Source organism: Brevundimonas intermedia, from assembly GCF_027922165.1.
GTDB classification, from domain to species: Bacteria; Pseudomonadota; Alphaproteobacteria; order Caulobacterales; family Caulobacteraceae; genus Brevundimonas; species Brevundimonas intermedia.
Map to the genome: position 1 here is coordinate 132,852 of NZ_BSFD01000003.1, position 16,362 is coordinate 149,213.

Below are 16,362 nucleotides of genomic sequence, written 5' to 3' on the forward strand. Positions count from 1 at the left end.
CATTCCCCTTTCGTCATTCCGGGCGAAGGGCCGCTTGGCCCGAAGCCCCGGAACCCAGCGGCGCTGAAGGCGAAATCTTTAAGCCGCAGGATGTGGGAACAGCGAGTCCGCGACAGGTTCGCGCTCTCGCGCGCCGCTGGGTTCCGGGTCTCCGCTGCGCTGCGCCCGGAATGACGAAAGGAAGAAGGAATATCAGCCCAAAAGGGCTGTGGCCCCGACCTCCGACACCCCCAGCGCCCGAACACTGTCTCGCGCCGCAGCCTCGGTCTGGGGCGCGATGGCGCGGCTTGCGTCGGAGATGACCACGGCCTCGAAGCCTTCGCGCACAGCATCCTCGGCGGTGAAGCGGACGCAGTAGTCGAAGGCCAAGCCCGCCAGGAAGACGCGGGTCACGCCCAGGTCGCGCAGCAGGCCGGCCAGGCCCGTCGGGGTGCAATGGTCGTTCTCGAAGAAGCCGGAATAGGAATCGACCGCCGGGTTGTAGCCCTTGCGGATCACGGCCAGGGCCTTTTGCACCGTCGGCGCGACGTCGGGATGGAAGTCGGCGCCGGGCGAGCCCTGGATACAGTGATCCGGCCAAAGCATCTGGCGGCCGTAGGCGACCTCGATCTCGGTGAAGGGGGCCGCGCCGGGGTGGTTGGAGGCGAAGCTGATCTGATCCGGCGTGTGCCAGTCCTGGGTCAGGACCACGCGCGGGAACTGATCGGCCAGCCGGTTGATCAGCGGCATGATCCCCGCCCCGCCCGCGACCGCCAGACTGCCGCCCTCGCAGAAGTCGTTCTGCGGGTCGATGACCAGGAGCGCGTCAGTCGGGCGGATCAGCATCACACGCCCGCGTAGGCGTCGATCTCGTTGGTCGAGCCCAGGGCGACCGGGATGCGCTGGTGCAGGTGCTCGGGCTGGATGTCCAGGATGGGCTGCACGCCGTCCGTCGTCGCCTTGCCCCCGGCCTGTTCGACCAGGAAGGCCATCGGATTGCCCTCGTACATCAGGCGCAGCTTGCCGGGCTTGGTCGGCTCGCGGCTGTCCCACGGGTACAGGAAGACGCCGCCGCGCATCAGGATGCGGTGGACGTCGGCGACCATGGCGGCGACCCAGCGCATGTTGAAGTTCTTGCCGCGCGGGCCTTCGTCGCCCTTCAGCAGGTCGCCGATATAGGTCTGCACCGGCTGGGACCAGTGGCGCAGGTTCGACATGTTGATGGCGAACTCCTTGGTGTCCGGCGAGATGGCGATGTCGTCGTGGGTCAGGATCCAGTCGCCGTCGTTCGACAGGGTGAAACCCTTCACGCCCGCCCCAGTGGTCAGGACCAGCATGGTCTGGGGACCATAGAGCGCATAGAGGGCCGCGACCTGGTTACGGCCCGGCTGCATGAAGTCGGCCTCGGTCGGCGCAGGCGTAGCGGACTTCAGCACCGAGATGATGGTGCCGACCATGGCGTTGATGTCGATGTTGGACGAGCCGTCCAGCGGGTCGAACAGGACCAGATAGTCGCCGGTCGAATGGGGCGCCGGCTGGACCTCGTCCATCTCTTCCGAGGCGACGCCGGCGACGGCGGGGCTGGCCAGAAGCGCATCGGTCAACATCTCGTTGGTCATGACGTCGAGCTTCTTCTGCTCCTCGTCCTGGACGTTGATCTGGCCCGAGGCGCCCAGGGCGCCGGCCAGGGCGCCGCCGGCGACGACCTTGCTGATGTCAGCGCAGGTGGCGGCGGCGACGGTCAGGACCGTCTTCAGACCGTCGGGCGCATCCAGGGCGGCGATATGGGCGTCGAGGCGGGTGCGGTCGGCGGTCATGGGGTCGGTCCGGTGCGGCTGGGAGCGTCGCACCGTTCTTGGCGGGCGGACGGCTTAACCGCAAGACAAGAAACCCTCTCCCCTCCTCCCCCGTCATCCCAAGCCTTGTGCCTGGGATCCATAGACTCCGTTGAGGACGGTGCGCACCGGCGGCGCCGGGCTTATGGATCCTCGGGACAAGCCCGAGGATGACGGGTTTTGGGGAGAGATCAGATCGGCAGGATCGCCGTGTTGAACGCGCGCTTCAGTTCGTGGGCGGCGAAGGTCTGGGCCGCCATGGCGTCGGGCAGGACCAGGGCCATGCCGAAGAACTCGTGCGTCGAGCCGTGGAAGGTCTTGTGGCGCACCTCCACCCCGGCCTGCTCCAGCTTCTCGGCCAGAAGTTCGCCTTCGGTGCGCAGCGGATCGATCTCGGCGCAGATGACGGTGGAGGACGGCAGGCCGATCAGGTCGGCGTTCTCGACCAGATTGATGCGCGGATCCTGGGCGTCAGCCGGGGTCTGGAAGATGTGCTTCACGAACCATTCCATCATCGGCTTGTTCAGCGGCTTGGCGGTGGCGTTCTCGACATAGGAGGCGTTGTCCATGTCCACGCCTGCGACCGGATAGACCAGCACCTGGTGCACCGGCGCCGGAAGCCCCGCGTCGCGCGCCATCAGCGACACGCCGATGGCCAGGTTGCCGCCCGCGCTCTCGCCCATCACCGCAACCTTCTGCGGGTCGCCGTGGAAGCTCTGGGCATTGTCCAGCACCCAGCGATAGGCGGCCAGGGCGTCGTCATGGGCGGCGGGGAATTTGTGCTCCGGCGCCTGGCGATAGTGAACCGAGATCACGATGACGTCGGCCATCTTCGATACGCCGCGCGGGCCGCCGTCATAGACGTCGAGGTCGGCGATGACGAAGCCGCCGCCGTGGAAATAGACCACGACCGGGTGCAGCTTGTCCTCGGAATGGTCGTGCGGCTTGTAGATGCGCGCCTGGATCGGGCCGGCGGCGCCGGGGATGACGATGTCGGTCGTCTTGACGCCCAGATCGTCCGACTTGGGTTCCTTGCCGTTCTTGCGTAGCAGGGAATGGACGGCGTCGGTCGGGGTCGGCTGCAGACGGGCCTCGGCGGGGGACAGGGTCTCGATCGGCTTGCCGCCGAGCGAGGCCAATTCGTCCAGCACCTTCTGCATCGGGCCGTCAGGCTTGGCCGGGCTGGTGCGCGGCTTGTCGGACTCGCCGAACAGCTTGTCTATAATCGACATTTTGAATTCCTGGGTTTCGCGTGGGGGCTCTAGGCGACAACCCGCCCCACGCAGGCTTGTTCCCCCGGCGCTTGACTTGAAGCCTGAGTCGATGCCTTAGGTCGGGCGCTCTCGCGGGAGAGTTCGAGACTGGTTTTCCAAGCTTTTGGGGCCGGGCTCGACGCCGAAGGCGCAACCGCCCCGGAAACGCTCAGGCAAACGGACCGCGAAAGCATACGGACGCTGGAAAGTCGCTCTTTACGGGCGCGCCGACGGAGCAAGGTGGTCTGACCGCCGGAATCTCTCAGGCTTCAGGACAGCGGGGGCGCGAAGACGGCGGAGCTCCGCCACCAAACGCGACCGTGAAAGCCTGAATCATGACCGACCAAGCCTTGAAGACCACGCCCCTGAACGCCGCGCACCGCGCCCTGGGGGCCCGGATGGTGGGCTTCGGCGGCTATGACATGCCGGTCCAGTATGAGGGCGTCCTGGCCGAGCACCGCTGGACCCGCGAACACGCCGGCCTGTTCGACGTGTCGCACATGGGCCAGTGCAAGATCACCGGCGGCGACGCCACCGCCCAGTTCGAGCGGTTCGTGCCCGGCGACTATGAAATCCTGAAGGCCGGCAAGCAGAAATACTCGCTGCTGCTGAACAAGGACGGCGGGATCATCGACGACCTGATGGCCGGCCGCCCCGACCACGACGGCCTGTTCGTCGTCGTCAACGCCGGCAACAAGGACGAGGACTTCACCTTCTGGGAGGCGAACCTCGAAGGCGACGCCAAGCTGACCGTGCTGGACCGCGCCCTGATCGCCATCCAGGGGCCGGAAGCCGCCGAGGTCATGGCGGCGCATGAGCCGATCCTGGCCGAGATGGGCTTCATGGAATGCGCCCGGCTGATGCTGTTCGGCGTCGACTGCTATGTCTCGCGTTCGGGCTATACCGGCGAGGACGGCTATGAAATCTCGGTGCCGGCGGACCAGGCCGAGCGCGTCTGGAACACCCTCCTGGAAGACGCCCGCGTCAAGCCGATCGGCCTGGGCGCCCGCGACAGCCTGCGCCTGGAAGCCGGCCTGCCGCTGCACGGCCATGACATCGACCCGACGACCAGCCCGGTCGAAGGGGCGCTGACCTTCGCCCTGTCCAAGTCGCGCAAGGAGCGCGCAGATTTCAACGGCGCCGACCGCATCCTGAAGGAACTGGCCGATGGGGCCGCGCGCGTCCGCATCGGCCTGATCGTCAAGGAAGGCGCCCCGGCCCGCGAAGGCGCCGAGATCGCCGACATGGACGGTAACGTCATCGGCAAGATCACCTCGGGCGGCCCCTCCCCCACCCTGGGCAAGAACATCGCCATGGGCTTCGTTCCCCCCGCGTTTTCCGCGCTGGGCGCGGATCTGAAGGTCATCGTGCGTGGCAAGACCGCCGCCGCCGAAGTCGTCACCATGCCCTTCGTGGCGCAACGCTATTACCGCAAACCGAAGACCGTCTGAGGATCAGATCATGAAGTTCACCAAGGATCACGAGTGGGTCAGCCTGGACGGCGACATCGCCACCGTGGGCATCTCCAAGCACGCCGCCGACGCCCTGGGCGACGTGGTGTTCGTGGAAGTGCCTGAGGTCGGCAAGACCGTCGCCAAGGGCGCCAGCTTCGCCGTGGTCGAGAGCGTAAAGGCCGCCTCGGACGTCTACGCCCCCGTCTCGGGCGAAGTGGTCGAGGCCAACGACGCCCTGTCGACCGCGCCGGAAACCGTCAACTCGGCCCCGCAGGCCGACGGCTGGTTCGCCAAGATCAAGGTGTCGGACGCCTCGGAGTTGGACGCCCTCATGGACCAGGCGGCCTACGACGCCTTCCTCGCCACCCTCTAATCTCAAACTCCGTCACCCTCGGGCTTGACCCGAGGGCCGGAGGATCAACCACTCGTGCGAAGCCTTCGACGCACGAGCCGCACAACATCCGATCCTCGGGTCAAGCCCGAGGATGACGGGTGAAGGAAACCGGCAATGCGTTATCTCCCCCTGACGCCCGACGACCGCACGGCGATGCTCGCCGCCATCGGCGCGAAATCGATCGACGACCTGTTCGTGGACGTGCCCGAGGCGGCGCGGCTGGATGGGCCCGTGGACCTGCCCCGCGTGGCCGGCGAGCTGGAGGTCGAGCGCGCCCTGTCCGCCATGGCGGCCAAGAACGCCACGGCCGGCGCCACGCCCTTCTTCTGCGGCGCAGGGGCCTACAAGCACCATGTCCCGGCGACGGTGGACCACATCATCCAGCGGTCGGAGTTCCTGACCAGCTACACCCCCTATCAGCCGGAAATCGCACAGGGCACGCTCCAGTACCTGTACGAGTTCCAGACCCAGGTCGCGAACCTGACCGGCATGCCGGTGGCCAACGCCTCCCTCTATGACGGCTCGACCGCCATGGCCGAGGGCGTGCTGATGGCGACCCGCGTGACCCGCCGCAACAAGGCGGTGATCTCGGGCGGCGTTCACCCGCACTACGTCAAGGCGACCGAGACCGTCGTCCACGCCGTCGGCGTCGAGACCCAGGTCCTGGCCGCCGCCATCGACGCCGAGGCCGCCGTGATCGACCAGATCGGTCCCGACACGGCCTGCGTCGTCGTCCAGACCCCGAACGTCTTCGGCACGGCGACGGATGTCACCAAGATCGCCGAGGCCGCCCACGCCGCCGGCGCCCTGCTGATCGTCGTGGTCACAGAAGCCGTGTCCATGGGCCTGCTGAAGTCGCCCGGCGAGATGGGCGCGGACATCGTCGCGGCCGAGGGCCAGTCGATCGGCAACGCCCTGAACTTCGGCGGCCCCTACGTCGGCCTGTTCGCCACGCGCGAGAAGCTTATCCGCCAAATGCCCGGCCGCCTGACCGGCGAGACCGTGGACGCCGACGGCGAGCGCGGCTTCGTCCTGACACTGTCGACGCGGGAACAGCATATCCGCCGCGACAAGGCGACGTCGAACATATGCACCAACTCAGGGCTCTGCACCCTGGCCTTCACCATTCACATGAGCCTGTTGGGCGAGACCGGCCTGCGCAAACTGGCCCTGCTGAACCACGAAAAGGCCGTCGCCACGCGCGACGCCCTGGCCGCCATCCCCGGCGTCGAGATCCTGACCGACCGCTTCTTTAACGAGTTCGCGGTGCGCCTGCCCAAGAACGCGGCCGAGGTCGTCGATACGCTCGCCGGGCATCATCTGCTGGCCGGCGTGCCCTATAGCCGCCTGGCGCCCGCCGCCGGCATGGACGACGTCCTGCTGGTCGCCGCGACCGAAACCACCCTGGATGCAGACATCCGGATCCTGGCCAAAGCGCTTACCCAAGTCCTCGGCGCCTAAGGGATACTGACCATGAGCACCATGAACACCGTCGGCCGCCCGACCGCCCCGAACCAAGTCCAGTCCAAGCCCGCCACCCTGACCGGCGGCCGGGGCCTGTTGCAGAATGAAGCCCTGATCTTCGAGGGCGACGGCTGGGGCAAGACCGGCGTCGATCTGCCGGAACCGAAGACCGATGGATCGGACCTGGGCGACCTGGTCCGCAAGGATCCGATCGGCCTGCCCGGCCTGTCCGAGCCCGAGGCCATGCGCCACTATGTGCGCCTGTCGCAAAAGAACCACGCCATCGACCTGGCCATCTATCCGCTGGGCTCGTGCACGATGAAGCACAACCCGCGCCTGAACGAGAAGATGGCGCGCCTGGCCGGCTTCTCGGACATCCACCCGCTGCAACCGATCTCGACGGTGCAGGGCGCGCTGGAGCTGATGGACACCCTGTCCCACTGGCTGAAGACCCTGACCGGCATGCCCGCCGTCGCCCTGTCGCCCAAGGCGGGCGCGCATGGCGAACTGTGCGGCCTGATGGCCATCCGCGCCGCGCACGAGGCCTCGGGCCAGCATGAGAAGCGCCGCAAGGTCCTGGTGCCGACATCCGCCCACGGCACCAACCCGGCCACCGCCGCCTTCGTCGGCTACACCGTCGTCGAGGTCGCCCAGACCGAGGACGGCCGCGTGGAAGTGGCGGACCTGGCGTCCAAGCTGGGCGACGACGTCGCCGCCATCATGGTGACCAACCCCAACACCTGCGGCCTGTTCGAGCGCGACATCCTGGAGATCAGCCGCCTGACGCACGAGGCGGGGGCCTATTTCTACTGCGACGGCGCCAACTTCAACGCCATCGTCGGCCGGGTTCGTCCGGGCGACCTCGGCGTCGACGCCATGCACATCAACCTCCACAAGACCTTCTCGACGCCGCACGGCGGCGGTGGTCCGGGCGCCGGTCCGGTGGTGCTGTCCGAAGCCCTGGCTCCCTTCGCGCCGGCCCCCTGGGTCGTGCATGACGCGGACGGCTATCGCCTGATCGAGCGCGAGGAAGACGAGGCGGTTCAGGCCTTTGGCCGCCTGTGCGCCTTCCAGGGCCAGATGGGCATGTATGTGCGCGCCCTCTCCTACATGATGTCGCACGGCGCTGACGGCCTGCGTCAGGTGGCCGAGGATGCGGTGCTGAACGCCAACTACATCAAGGCCCGCCTGTCGGACCTGATGTCGGCGGCCTTCCCCGACGGCCCCTGCATGCACGAGGCCCTGTTCGACGACGAATGGCTGAAGGGCACGGACATCACCACGCTCGACTTCGCCAAGGCGATGATCGACGAGGGCTTCCACCCGATGACCATGTATTTCCCGCTGGTCGTCCACGGGGCCATGCTGATCGAGCCGACGGAAACCGAGTCCAAGGCCGAGCTGGACCGCTTCATCCACGCCATGCGCCTGCTGGCCGAGGCGGCGAAAGCCGGCGACGTCGACCGTTTCAAGGGCGCGCCCTTCCACGCCCCGCTGAAGCGCCTGGACGAAACCCGCGCCGCCCGCTCGCCGGTGTTGCGCTGGACCGCGCCGGAAGGTTCGAACCAGGCGGCCTAAGGCCCGACAAACAACGTCCCGTCATCCCCAGGGTTTGTCCCTAGGATTCATACTCCCGGTGGTCGACGGGTCCGCCTACTGTGGACGCACCGGGAGTATGGATCCTCGCCACAAGGACGAGGATGACGGCGGTTTAGAGGGTGAACGCCCGGTATCGTGTCCTTTCGGCAACAGGCATCGACCCTCGGTCAATCATGACCAAAGCTTCACATCGCAGACACGGATCGGCCATGGACGCACGGTCTTAACGGGGCATGTGGCAGGCTGGCCACGGTCGCTCTTTCCTCTCCCGAGCCGGGATCGGGCGGCCGTGACGATCGTTGTCATTGGACCTCCCTCCTCTCCGTCTGGCCCCGACTTGACCTTCGCAACTGCGATCCGCCTTCCGTCGTTCCGTTCGCGCAGCCGCACGCTGCGCGCGCTGAAGCGTTGGGCCTTGATGGTCGGCGGGCTGTTGGTGGTCCTGTTGGGCATTCTGATCGCGCCCCTGCCCGGTCCGGGCGGCGTTCCCGTCATCGCCGTCGGCCTGATGCTGATTCTGAAGAGCTCCTTCTGGGCCAAGCGCCAGTTCATTCGCGCCCAGTACGCCCGGCCGAAATGGGTCTATCCCTTCCGCCGACTCATGCGGAAGAAGCCCGAGTTCGCCCCGGTCTTTTGGCAGCAGGCCCTGCGCGCCGAAAAGGTCGTGCTCAAGAGACCCCGTCGTCGCCTGACCCGGGCGCGGAAGAAGCTGCGCCGCTATTTCCGGAAGCTTTTCCGCTAGTTGATGCGTCGTCTCGCGGTTGCGTTATCGCAACTGCTAACCACATCATCGTGAACGCCCTTCTCCCTCTACAAGCGTATTCTGCCTGGGCGTTATCAGAGAACCACCAATGCGTTGGGAGGCGCTAAGGTCATGATGTCACGCGTACAAAAGGGCATGATTGCGGGGCTAGCCGCCACCATCGCCGTTTCCTTGCTTGAAATACCCAATCTGTTCCTGAACTGGTTCGATCCCTTCCAGGGTGTCATCGCCACCATGATCGGCATGCCCGGCAACATGGCCGTCGGCTGGGCGATCCACGCCGTCAGCGGCGTCTTCATCCTGGGGCCGCTGTTCGGCGTGCTGTGTCCCCGCCTGCCCACCGACACCCCGGAAACCAAGGGCATAGTCTTCGCCGTCGGAGCCTGGGTGGTGATGATGGGCGCCATCATGATGTTCGGCGACTACCGCACCTTCACCGCGGCGGCCGGCTTCGGCACCTTCGGTTGGTTGCTGATCACCCATGCGGTGTTCGGCATCGTGCTGGGCAATGTCTATGCGCGGCTGGTGACGCGCGAGAAGCGCCAGGCGGCGCATTTCATGGGCGGCGCCACCGCCCACTGACAGCGAGCCTCAGGATACAAGAAAAGGCCCCCAGCGACGCCGGGGGCCTTTTTTCGTTCGGCTAAGCCAACCGCGCTCAGTTCAGGCGGTCGCCGATCTGGGCGATGGCGGCGTCGAGCAGCGGGTCCTTAGCGCCGCCGGCGAGGCGGGCGGCCAGGATCTGTTCCGCAGCCTTGGCGGCCAAGTCGGCGGCGGCGGCCTTGACCTCGGCCGAGGCCTGGGCCTCCGCCTGGGCGATGCGGGTCTCGGCCATCTTCTGGCGACGGGCCAGGGTTTCTTCCAGCTTGGCCTTGGACTCGACTTCCAGACGACGGGCGTCGGCTTCCGCCTGGGCCATCATCTCGGCGGCCTGAGCCTCGGCCTCGGCCTTCTCCTTGCGGATCTGGGCCAGCAGGGCCTCGGCCTCGGCGCGCAGGCGTGCGGCCTCGTCCAGGTCGGCCTGGATCTTGGCGCCCTTGGCGTCCAGCTGTGCGGCGGCGATCTTGGGCACGCCGGCGGCGATCAGGATGCCGAAGAAGATCAGCAGGCCGATCCCGACCCAGATCTCCGCATTGGCGAAGCTCCAGATGCCGTGTTCAAAGATCAGATTCATCAGGCGGCTCCCTTAGCCGTAGCCAGTTCGGCCGAGGTGGCGGCCTTGCCGGTCAGGCGCTCGACCATGGCGGCGGCGGCGTCGGAGGCGATGGTCGCGACATTGGCCATGGCCGCGTCGCGCGTCTTGCCGATGGCGGTCTCGGCCTCGGCGATGCGATCGTTGACCACGGCTTCTTCAGCGGCCTGACGAGCGTTGGCGTCTTCGGTCACGCGGGCCTTGGCGGCGGCGGCCATGGCGCGGGCGTCAGCGCGAGCCTTGGCGACCTCGGCCTGAGCTTGAGCGGCCTGTTCGGCGGCCTCGGCCTGAACCTGACGCGCGGTGGCGACGGCGTTGGAAATCGTATCGGCCCGCTCGTCCATCACCTTGCGAAGGCGCGGCGCGAAGACCTTGGAGACCAGGACGTACAGGATGACGAACAGGATCAGCAGATAGCCGATCTGGCCCGCCCAGTGTTCGAACTGGAATTGCGGCAGGCCGCCCGAGCCGTGCTCGGCGGCGGTCGCCGTCTCGGCGTGCAGGTCCGCTTCGACCGAAGCGGGAAGCGCGTCGTTGGTGTGGGTGCTGGCCATGAACCGTCTGCTGCAGAATCAGATGAAACGGCGCGCGGGCGAACCCCGCGCGCCGGTATCGGCTGATATCAGCCGAAGATCATCAGGATGCCGAGCACGAAGGCCAGGATGCCCAGGGCTTCGGCCAGGGCGGCGCCCACGAACAGGTTGCCGACTTGGCCGGCGGCGGCCGACGGGTTGCGCAGAGCGCCGGCCAGGAACTGGCCGAAGATGTTGCCCACGCCCAGGGCCGAACCGATCATGCCCAGGGTTGCGAGACCGGCACCGATGTACTTGGCGGCTTCAGCGTCCATGATTGTATTCCTAGATTAAAGTCGTTGGTGGTTGGGGTGAAGAGACTGGGCCTGCCCTTAGTGGGCGTGGTCCAGGTTGACCACATCATTCAGATAGATGCAGGCCAGAACGGCGAAGACGAAGGCCTGAAGGAAGGCCACGAGAAACTCCAGCGCGGTCAGGGCGACGACCATGCCCAGCGACAGGGCCGCAACCGGGAAGGCCAGCAGGCCCACGCCGCCGCCCAGGCCGAGCAGGCCCAGGGACACGACGAAGCCGGCGAAGATCTTCAGCGCCACGTGGCCGCCCAGCATGTTGCCGAACAGACGAAGCGCCAGAGTGACCGGACGGAGCAGGAAGGAGACGAACTCGATCAGGCCGACGACCGGACGCAGCGCCAGCGGCGCGCCCATGGGCCAGAACAGCTTGAAGAAGCCCAGGCCGTTCTTGGCGAAGCCGACGACCAGCACCAGACCGAAAGTGATCAGGGCGAAGGTGACCGTGATGGCCAACTGCGACGTCGCCGTGAAGGTCAGGAACAGACCCAGGATGTTCATGCCCAGGATAAGGATGAACAGGGTGAAGACGAACGGGAAATACTTGCGGCCTTCGTGACCGATGATGGAGTCGGCCAAGTTGTCGATCAGGCCGAACAGCCCCTCGCCGGCGGCCTGCAGACGGCCTGGGACGACCTGGGCATTCGACGTCACGGCGGCCAAGAAGCCGACGATCACGACGAAGGCGGCCGTCATGGCGATGTGCGAGTTGGTGATCGCCAGATCGACGACGCCCAGCACAGGCAGGCTCACGTCAGGAAGGTCGATGACCTTCTGAATCTGAAACTGATGAATCGGATCGGCCATGAAGCCCTATCGTTCCCCGTCTTCGTCGGCCTCGACGTAAGGATCGGCCGGAGCCGGTGTCCCTAACGCCTTGGCCTGCGCCATCAGCCGGTTGGCTGTGCGACGCGCCATGTAAATCGACAAGGCGAAGCCCAACAGGACCCCGCCGATCAAACCCCACGGGCGAGTCCCAAAGACCCAATCCGCGATAAAACCAAACGCCAGACCGATCAGAACCCCACCGAGAAGTTCGGCGATGATCTTGTAGGCCTGCCCCGCCACTTGATGGCCGGTCAGCTCGGCGGATTTCTCCGCCGTCGTCCGCGCCTCCAATGCGGATGCGCTGTCTTGGAGGCGTTTGATCGCCTCTTCGCGCGATTCCGACATAGGGGACAGGACCTGTGCGCTCAGCGCCTGAACAAGGTGTTCGGGCGGGTCTGAATTCGGCGCGGAAACTAATCGTGAGCGGCCGGTTGGTCAAGGCGTCGTGAATACGGGCTAAATCTTTGTTCGAGCTCGATTTTCGCCGGACAGGGCCTGACCGTGGCGATGCGTCGCTGTCTGAGGGCGGGGATTCGCTCGCCCCTCATGGCGATATGGCGCGCGAACGACTAGGTTGGCGGCCATGAACATGCACGTCCCCTCCCCCTCGTCCGAACGCCGCTCCATCGCGGTGCGGCTGGCGACGCCGCGCGGCTTCTGCGCCGGGGTGGACCGGGCGATCCAGATCGTCGAGCGGGCCATCGAGAAGTTCGGCGCCCCCGTCTATGTGCGCCACGAGATCGTCCATAACCGCCACGTCGTCGAGCGGCTGAAGGCCATGGGGGCCGTGTTCGTCAAGGAACTGGACGAATGCCCGGACGACCGGCCGGTCGTCTTTTCCGCCCACGGGGTGCCGAAGTCGGTGCCCGCCAACGCCCGGGCGCGCGACCTGCTGTTCCTCGACGCCACCTGCCCCCTTGTGTCCAAGGTCCATGTCGAGGCCGAGCGTCATCATGACGCAGGCCGCCACATCATCCTGATCGGCCACGCGGGCCACCCGGAGGTGATCGGCACCATGGGCCAACTGCCGCAAGGCGCCATCAGCCTGATCGAGACCGAGGCCGACGCCGAATCGTTCGAACGGCCCGGCGACGCCCCCCTGGCCTATGCGACCCAGACCACCCTGTCGGTCGACGATACGGCGGGCATATTGAAGGTGCTGAAGCGGCGCTTCCCCGAACTGCCCGATCCGCACAAGGAAGACATCTGCTACGCCACCACCAACCGCCAGGAGGCGGTCAAGGTCCTGGGCGAGGGCTGCGAACTGGTGCTGGTCGTCGGGTCGAAGAACTCGTCCAACTCGGCGCGGCTGGTCGAGGTGGCGATGCGCGCCGGCGCCCGCGACGCCCGGTTAGTGGATGACGCCTCACAGGTGGACTGGGCCTGGTTCGACGGGGTTCAGACGGTGGGCGTGACCGCCGGCGCCTCGGCGCCCGAGCCGCTAATCGCCGCCCTGGTGGACGCTATCGCCGAACGGTTCGACGCCACGGTGACAGAGGACGGGGGCGCGCGCGAGACCGTGACCTTCAAGCTGCCTCGGCTTCTGACGACCTGAGCGCGAGCGCCAGCGGCAGGGTGACGCGGAACAGACTGCCGCAGCCCGGGCTGCTTTCGACCTCGATCCGACCGCCCATCAGCCGCGCCAGACCATTGGCCGCCGTCAGGCCGAGGCCCAGCCCCTCGGCCGTACGGGTGCTGCTGTCATCGCCCTGGACGAAGGCTTCGAACAGAACCGCCGCCTCCGCCTTGGTCATGCCTGGCCCCGTGTCCTGAACCTCGAAGGTCAGACCGTTGCGGTCCAGCGCGCGCACCACCACCTCGCCCGAAGCCGTGAAGCGGATGGCGTTGTGGACCAGGGCGCCGAGCAGCTTCTCGAGATGCACGACATCCCCCATCCATTCGCCTTCGACCGCCTCAACCTTCAGCTTCAGCCCCTTGGCGGCGGCCTCGCCGCGATGATCCCCATAGAGGCCGCGCAAAAGGCAAACGGGTCGGAAGGGGCGTTCGTCCAGCGTCACGGCGCCGTCGCCCAGCCTGATGACGTCGAGCAAGTCCTCGATCAACCGTAGTTGGCGATTGCCGGACTCCTTCAGGATATTCAGGCGCTCCCGCTGCCGAGGCGTAAGGACGTCCTGGCCGAGGATTTCGGCCATGCCGAGGACGCCGTTCAGCGGCGTGCGAAGTTCATGGCTGACGTTGGACAGGAAGCGGGTCTTGGCCGCGTTCGCCGCCTCAGCGTGTTGCAGGGCGGCCAACAGCGCGGCCTCCGAGGCCCGCAGACGCCGCATGTCCTTCAACATCCGCCACATCAGCAGCCCGCCGCCCGCCGCCAGCACGGCCATCATCAACAGCAGAAGCGGCAGGGCATGGGTCAGGATACTGTATCCGGGGCGGTCCTGCGTCCACACCACCAGTCCTAGCGGGAGGCCATCGGGATCGAAAATCGTGACCCCCGTCATGCCGTCGGGCGGCTGGGCTCCGGGCCAAAACTTGGCGTCGGCCTTCCCCATGCGGCTGCGGATCCAGTCCAACTCAGCGTCGAAAGATTTGAAGGAAACGATGATCGGGTCGGCGGCTGGAACAGGTCCATCGGGCGTGTCCCGGACGACGGTCGAGGCGCCGACGACATAGACGACGCCATTGACGCTAATGAAGCCTGTCTTGACCAGGGCCGCCGCCGGCCCATAGGTCGAACGATCGCGCTTCTGGGCTTGGGCAGCGATTTTTTCGACTAGGCGCCGCGCAGCCGGGGCCAGAAAATCAGTCTTACTCACATTGAGCGGCCCGTTCGCGTTCGCGCGAACCTGACGGCCTGACGAATCAAAGCTGAGCGTGGCCAGGTGTCCACGCCGGCCGGCGGATGCGCCCCCCACGAAGTGATCAAACCAGGGCGCTGGGGTCGGCGCGCTCAGTTCCCGCACCGCGTTGTCCCAGACCGTCACCGGCGCGAGGTCTTCTCCAATGGCTTCCACGACACGGGTCAGCTTGATGCCGACCCTAACCCGGTCTAGCGCGCGCTGGTGGTCGTCGATGCCCTTGCTGACGATGCTCAACACGCCGATCATGCCGACGACGACCGCCAGCATCAGCACGGCCACAAGCCGGAACCCGGTCAAATCTGACTTCACGCAGCGTCCCCCGTATACTGCCGCAAGCTAACGGCGGTGCGCGCTAGACCCTCGTTAATGGAGCTATAGGGGCTTCCCCCTAGTCGCCGACGAAGTCTTGGGCGAACTCGGGCGCGTCGTCGTCCATGACGGGCCCCTCATCCTCGGCGGCGTCGGTGCGGCCGGGGTCAGGCAGTTCGAACCCGACCGGCAGCGACAGATCCAGCAGGCCGGCGGCCTTCATCTCCTGCACGCCGGGAAGATCATACAGGCTGGCCAGGCCGAAATGCTCCAGGAAACGGTCGGCGGTGGCGTAGGTGACGGGCCGGCCCGGCGTGCGCCGACGCCCCCTCAACCGGACGAACCCCATCTCCAACAACAGGTCCAACGTGCCCTTCGACAGCGTGACGCCGCGCACGCTTTCGATCTCGGCGCGGGTGACGGGCTGGTGATAGGCGATGATGGCCAGGGTCTCGAGCGCGGCCCGGGACAGGCGACGCGGCTCCTCGCGCTCCTCGGTCATCATGAAGGCCAGATCGGCCGCCGTGCGGAACCGCCAGCGATCGGCGACGCAGTCCAGTTCTACGCCTCGCCCCTCGTACCGGGCGCGCAGCCCCGACAGGGCGCGGGCGACGTCGGCGCCTTCGGGCAGACGGGCGGCGATCTCGGCGGCGCTCAGGGGGCCGGCGGCGGCGAACAGCAGGGCCTCGACCCGGCGCTCGATCTCGCCGTCGTCGGGTTGGAAGGAGAGGTCAGACATCGGGATATCCGCGGATCACGGCGTCAGCTCCAGCGGATGCCCGCCGCCCCGCTGCTTCAGATACAGGTCCGCGAACGGCGCCGTCTGGCGGATGTCCATGGCCCCCTCCTTCACCAGCTCCAGGCTGGCCGACAGGGTCGAGGCGGTATAGCTGGCCTGGCTGGGCCCTTCGTCGTCGTCGCGATGGGGCGCCACCTGGTCCAGCGGGGTCCAGTCGGCCAGCCGGGGCATGATCTCGCGCAACCAGTCGCGCGCCGCCTCCAGCGGAAAGGCCTCGACCCGCTGACCGGGCGAATAGCGCCGCGACTCCTCGCGGCGGCGCTGGGTCACATAGGCGCTCATCAGGTCATACAGGCTGGCGTCGATCCGGTCGGACGGAACGATCACCGTCGCCTCGGGGTCGCCTCGGGTGAAGACGTCGCGCTTCAGCTGGGGCCGGGCCAAAAGCTGGTCCACCGCCTTGCGCATGGCCTCCAGCTTTTGCAGCCGGAAGGCCAGGGCGGCGGCCAGGGCCTCAGCCGGCGGCTCCTCGCCCTTGTCCTTTTCGGTGCGCGGCAGCAGCAGGCGCGATTTCAGATAGGCCAGCCACGACGCCATCACGAGATAATCGGCCGCCAGGGCGAAGTTGCGCCGCCGCGCCTCATGCACGAAGGCCAGATACTGTTCGGCCAGCCGGGTGATCGACAATTTCAGCAGATCGACCTTCTGGGTCCGCGCCAGGGCCAGGAGCACGTGCAGCGGTCCCTCATAGCCGTCCAGATCGACGACGAAGGCCTCGCGCTCCTCGACCTCGGCGACGGCGCTGAAATCCAGATTGGGCTGAAAGGCGTCGGTCATTCTTGTTGGCCTAC

Annotated in this window: 18 protein-coding genes and 2 riboswitches; of the genes, 7 read left to right on the top strand and 11 right to left on the bottom strand. The window is 66.9% G+C overall.

Annotated features, from left to right (window positions below):
- Positions 1-192 precede the first annotated feature (192 nt).
- From PKE72_RS07875 to PKE72_RS07885, 3 genes are all read right to left on the bottom strand, one after another.
- Positions 193-825: a nicotinamidase gene (locus tag PKE72_RS07875; protein ID WP_271164826.1), complete on the bottom strand. Its 633-nt coding sequence runs from the start codon at positions 823-825 to the stop codon at positions 193-195.
- Complete coding sequence (locus PKE72_RS07880; protein ID WP_271164827.1) at positions 825-1,796, bottom strand: class 1 fructose-bisphosphatase; 972 nt, start codon at positions 1,794-1,796, stop codon at positions 825-827. Before PKE72_RS07880 ends, PKE72_RS07875 begins: the two co-directional genes overlap by 1 nt.
- Before the next feature lie 209 nt (positions 1,797-2,005).
- A complete protein-coding gene (locus PKE72_RS07885; RefSeq protein ID WP_271164828.1) occupies positions 2,006-3,046 on the bottom strand; it encodes an alpha/beta hydrolase in 1,041 nt (346 codons plus the stop codon).
- Positions 3,047-3,150: 104 nt separating this feature from the next.
- Positions 3,151-3,262, top strand: a riboswitch (glycine riboswitch).
- 4 nt (positions 3,263-3,266) lie between these two features.
- Positions 3,267-3,347, top strand: a riboswitch (glycine riboswitch).
- Between the two features lie 55 nt (positions 3,348-3,402).
- Between PKE72_RS07885 and gcvT the strand changes: the two genes are divergently transcribed.
- From gcvT to PKE72_RS07915, 6 genes are all read left to right on the top strand, one after another.
- Positions 3,403-4,518 (top strand): glycine cleavage system aminomethyltransferase GcvT, encoded by a 1,116-nt coding sequence (gene gcvT, locus PKE72_RS07890; RefSeq protein ID WP_271164829.1) that lies wholly within the window; start codon positions 3,403-3,405, stop codon positions 4,516-4,518.
- A 10-nt stretch (positions 4,519-4,528) separates the two neighbouring features.
- Entirely contained in the window at positions 4,529-4,894 is a 366-nt protein-coding gene (gene gcvH / locus PKE72_RS07895; protein WP_271164830.1) for a glycine cleavage system protein GcvH, read from the top strand.
- Between the two features lie 135 nt (positions 4,895-5,029).
- Positions 5,030-6,376, top strand: a complete 1,347-nt coding sequence (gene gcvPA, locus PKE72_RS07900) for an aminomethyl-transferring glycine dehydrogenase subunit GcvPA (RefSeq protein WP_271164831.1) — start codon at positions 5,030-5,032, stop codon at positions 6,374-6,376.
- Positions 6,377-6,388: 12 nt separating this feature from the next.
- On the top strand, positions 6,389-7,957 hold the full coding sequence (gene gcvPB / locus PKE72_RS07905; protein ID WP_271164832.1) for an aminomethyl-transferring glycine dehydrogenase subunit GcvPB: 1,569 nt from the start codon (positions 6,389-6,391) through the stop codon (positions 7,955-7,957).
- A gap of 358 nt (positions 7,958-8,315) precedes the next feature.
- The gene (locus PKE72_RS07910; RefSeq protein WP_271164833.1) at positions 8,316-8,720 is read left to right on the top strand and encodes a PGPGW domain-containing protein; all 405 of its coding nucleotides are present in this window, start codon (positions 8,316-8,318) and stop codon (positions 8,718-8,720) included.
- A 132-nt stretch (positions 8,721-8,852) separates the two neighbouring features.
- On the top strand, positions 8,853-9,323 hold the full coding sequence (locus PKE72_RS07915; protein WP_271164834.1) for a DUF6789 family protein: 471 nt from the start codon (positions 8,853-8,855) through the stop codon (positions 9,321-9,323).
- Between the two features lie 76 nt (positions 9,324-9,399).
- Here the strand turns inward: PKE72_RS07915 and PKE72_RS07920 are convergent, their stop codons facing one another.
- The 5 genes from PKE72_RS07920 to PKE72_RS07940 all read right to left on the bottom strand — a co-directional run bounded on the left by PKE72_RS07920 (position 9,400) and on the right by PKE72_RS07940 (position 11,935).
- Positions 9,400-9,915 (bottom strand): F0F1 ATP synthase subunit B, encoded by a 516-nt coding sequence (locus tag PKE72_RS07920; protein WP_008258724.1) that lies wholly within the window; start codon positions 9,913-9,915, stop codon positions 9,400-9,402.
- On the bottom strand, positions 9,915-10,487 hold the full coding sequence (locus PKE72_RS07925) for a F0F1 ATP synthase subunit B family protein (RefSeq protein WP_271164835.1): 573 nt from the start codon (positions 10,485-10,487) through the stop codon (positions 9,915-9,917). The genes PKE72_RS07920 and PKE72_RS07925 overlap by 1 nt, the downstream gene beginning before the upstream one ends.
- A gap of 68 nt (positions 10,488-10,555) precedes the next feature.
- Positions 10,556-10,780 (bottom strand): F0F1 ATP synthase subunit C, encoded by a 225-nt coding sequence (locus tag PKE72_RS07930; protein WP_008261286.1) that lies wholly within the window; start codon positions 10,778-10,780, stop codon positions 10,556-10,558.
- Between the two features lie 57 nt (positions 10,781-10,837).
- Entirely contained in the window at positions 10,838-11,623 is a 786-nt protein-coding gene (locus PKE72_RS07935) for a F0F1 ATP synthase subunit A (protein WP_271164836.1), read from the bottom strand.
- Positions 11,624-11,629: 6 nt separating this feature from the next.
- A complete protein-coding gene (locus tag PKE72_RS07940; RefSeq protein ID WP_271164837.1) occupies positions 11,630-11,935 on the bottom strand; it encodes an AtpZ/AtpI family protein in 306 nt (101 codons plus the stop codon).
- Between the two features lie 292 nt (positions 11,936-12,227).
- Between PKE72_RS07940 and ispH the strand changes: the two genes are divergently transcribed.
- Positions 12,228-13,199, top strand: a complete 972-nt coding sequence (ispH, locus tag PKE72_RS07945) for a 4-hydroxy-3-methylbut-2-enyl diphosphate reductase (RefSeq protein WP_271164838.1) — start codon at positions 12,228-12,230, stop codon at positions 13,197-13,199.
- On the opposite strand, the gene PKE72_RS07950 is transcribed toward ispH, so the two are convergent.
- The 3 genes from PKE72_RS07950 to PKE72_RS07960 all read right to left on the bottom strand — a co-directional run bounded on the left by PKE72_RS07950 (position 13,171) and on the right by PKE72_RS07960 (position 16,348).
- Positions 13,171-14,772 (bottom strand): sensor histidine kinase, encoded by a 1,602-nt coding sequence (locus PKE72_RS07950; protein WP_271164839.1) that lies wholly within the window; start codon positions 14,770-14,772, stop codon positions 13,171-13,173. The genes ispH and PKE72_RS07950 overlap by 29 nt on opposite strands.
- A 79-nt stretch (positions 14,773-14,851) precedes the next feature.
- Positions 14,852-15,511: an SMC-Scp complex subunit ScpB gene (scpB, locus tag PKE72_RS07955; protein WP_271164840.1), complete on the bottom strand. Its 660-nt coding sequence runs from the start codon at positions 15,509-15,511 to the stop codon at positions 14,852-14,854.
- A gap of 15 nt (positions 15,512-15,526) precedes the next feature.
- Complete coding sequence (locus PKE72_RS07960; RefSeq protein WP_271164841.1) at positions 15,527-16,348, bottom strand: segregation and condensation protein A; 822 nt, start codon at positions 16,346-16,348, stop codon at positions 15,527-15,529.
- Positions 16,349-16,362: the final 14 nt, after the last annotated feature.

Excerpts from the sequence above, each read along its gene's own strand:
- PKE72_RS07875 (WP_271164826.1), bottom strand. The coding sequence starts at position 825 with ATGCTGATCCGCCCGACTGACGCGCTCCTGGTCATCGACCCGCAGAAC.
- PKE72_RS07880 (WP_271164827.1), bottom strand. The coding sequence starts at position 1,796 with ATGACCGCCGACCGCACCCGCCTCGACGCCCATATCGCCGCCCTGGAT.
- PKE72_RS07885 (WP_271164828.1), bottom strand. The coding sequence starts at position 3,046 with ATGTCGATTATAGACAAGCTGTTCGGCGAGTCCGACAAGCCGCGCACC.
- gcvT (WP_271164829.1), top strand. The coding sequence starts at position 3,403 with ATGACCGACCAAGCCTTGAAGACCACGCCCCTGAACGCCGCGCACCGC.
- gcvH (WP_271164830.1), top strand. The coding sequence starts at position 4,529 with ATGAAGTTCACCAAGGATCACGAGTGGGTCAGCCTGGACGGCGACATC.
- gcvPA (WP_271164831.1), top strand. The coding sequence starts at position 5,030 with ATGCGTTATCTCCCCCTGACGCCCGACGACCGCACGGCGATGCTCGCC.
- gcvPB (WP_271164832.1), top strand. The coding sequence starts at position 6,389 with ATGAGCACCATGAACACCGTCGGCCGCCCGACCGCCCCGAACCAAGTC.
- PKE72_RS07915 (WP_271164834.1), top strand. The coding sequence starts at position 8,853 with ATGATGTCACGCGTACAAAAGGGCATGATTGCGGGGCTAGCCGCCACC.
- PKE72_RS07920 (WP_008258724.1), bottom strand. The coding sequence starts at position 9,915 with ATGAATCTGATCTTTGAACACGGCATCTGGAGCTTCGCCAATGCGGAG.
- PKE72_RS07925 (WP_271164835.1), bottom strand. The coding sequence starts at position 10,487 with ATGGCCAGCACCCACACCAACGACGCGCTTCCCGCTTCGGTCGAAGCG.
- PKE72_RS07930 (WP_008261286.1), bottom strand. The coding sequence starts at position 10,780 with ATGGACGCTGAAGCCGCCAAGTACATCGGTGCCGGTCTCGCAACCCTG.
- PKE72_RS07935 (WP_271164836.1), bottom strand. The coding sequence starts at position 11,623 with ATGGCCGATCCGATTCATCAGTTTCAGATTCAGAAGGTCATCGACCTT.
- ispH (WP_271164838.1), top strand. The coding sequence starts at position 12,228 with ATGAACATGCACGTCCCCTCCCCCTCGTCCGAACGCCGCTCCATCGCG.
- scpB (WP_271164840.1), bottom strand. The coding sequence starts at position 15,511 with ATGTCTGACCTCTCCTTCCAACCCGACGACGGCGAGATCGAGCGCCGG.
- PKE72_RS07960 (WP_271164841.1), bottom strand. The coding sequence starts at position 16,348 with ATGACCGACGCCTTTCAGCCCAATCTGGATTTCAGCGCCGTCGCCGAG.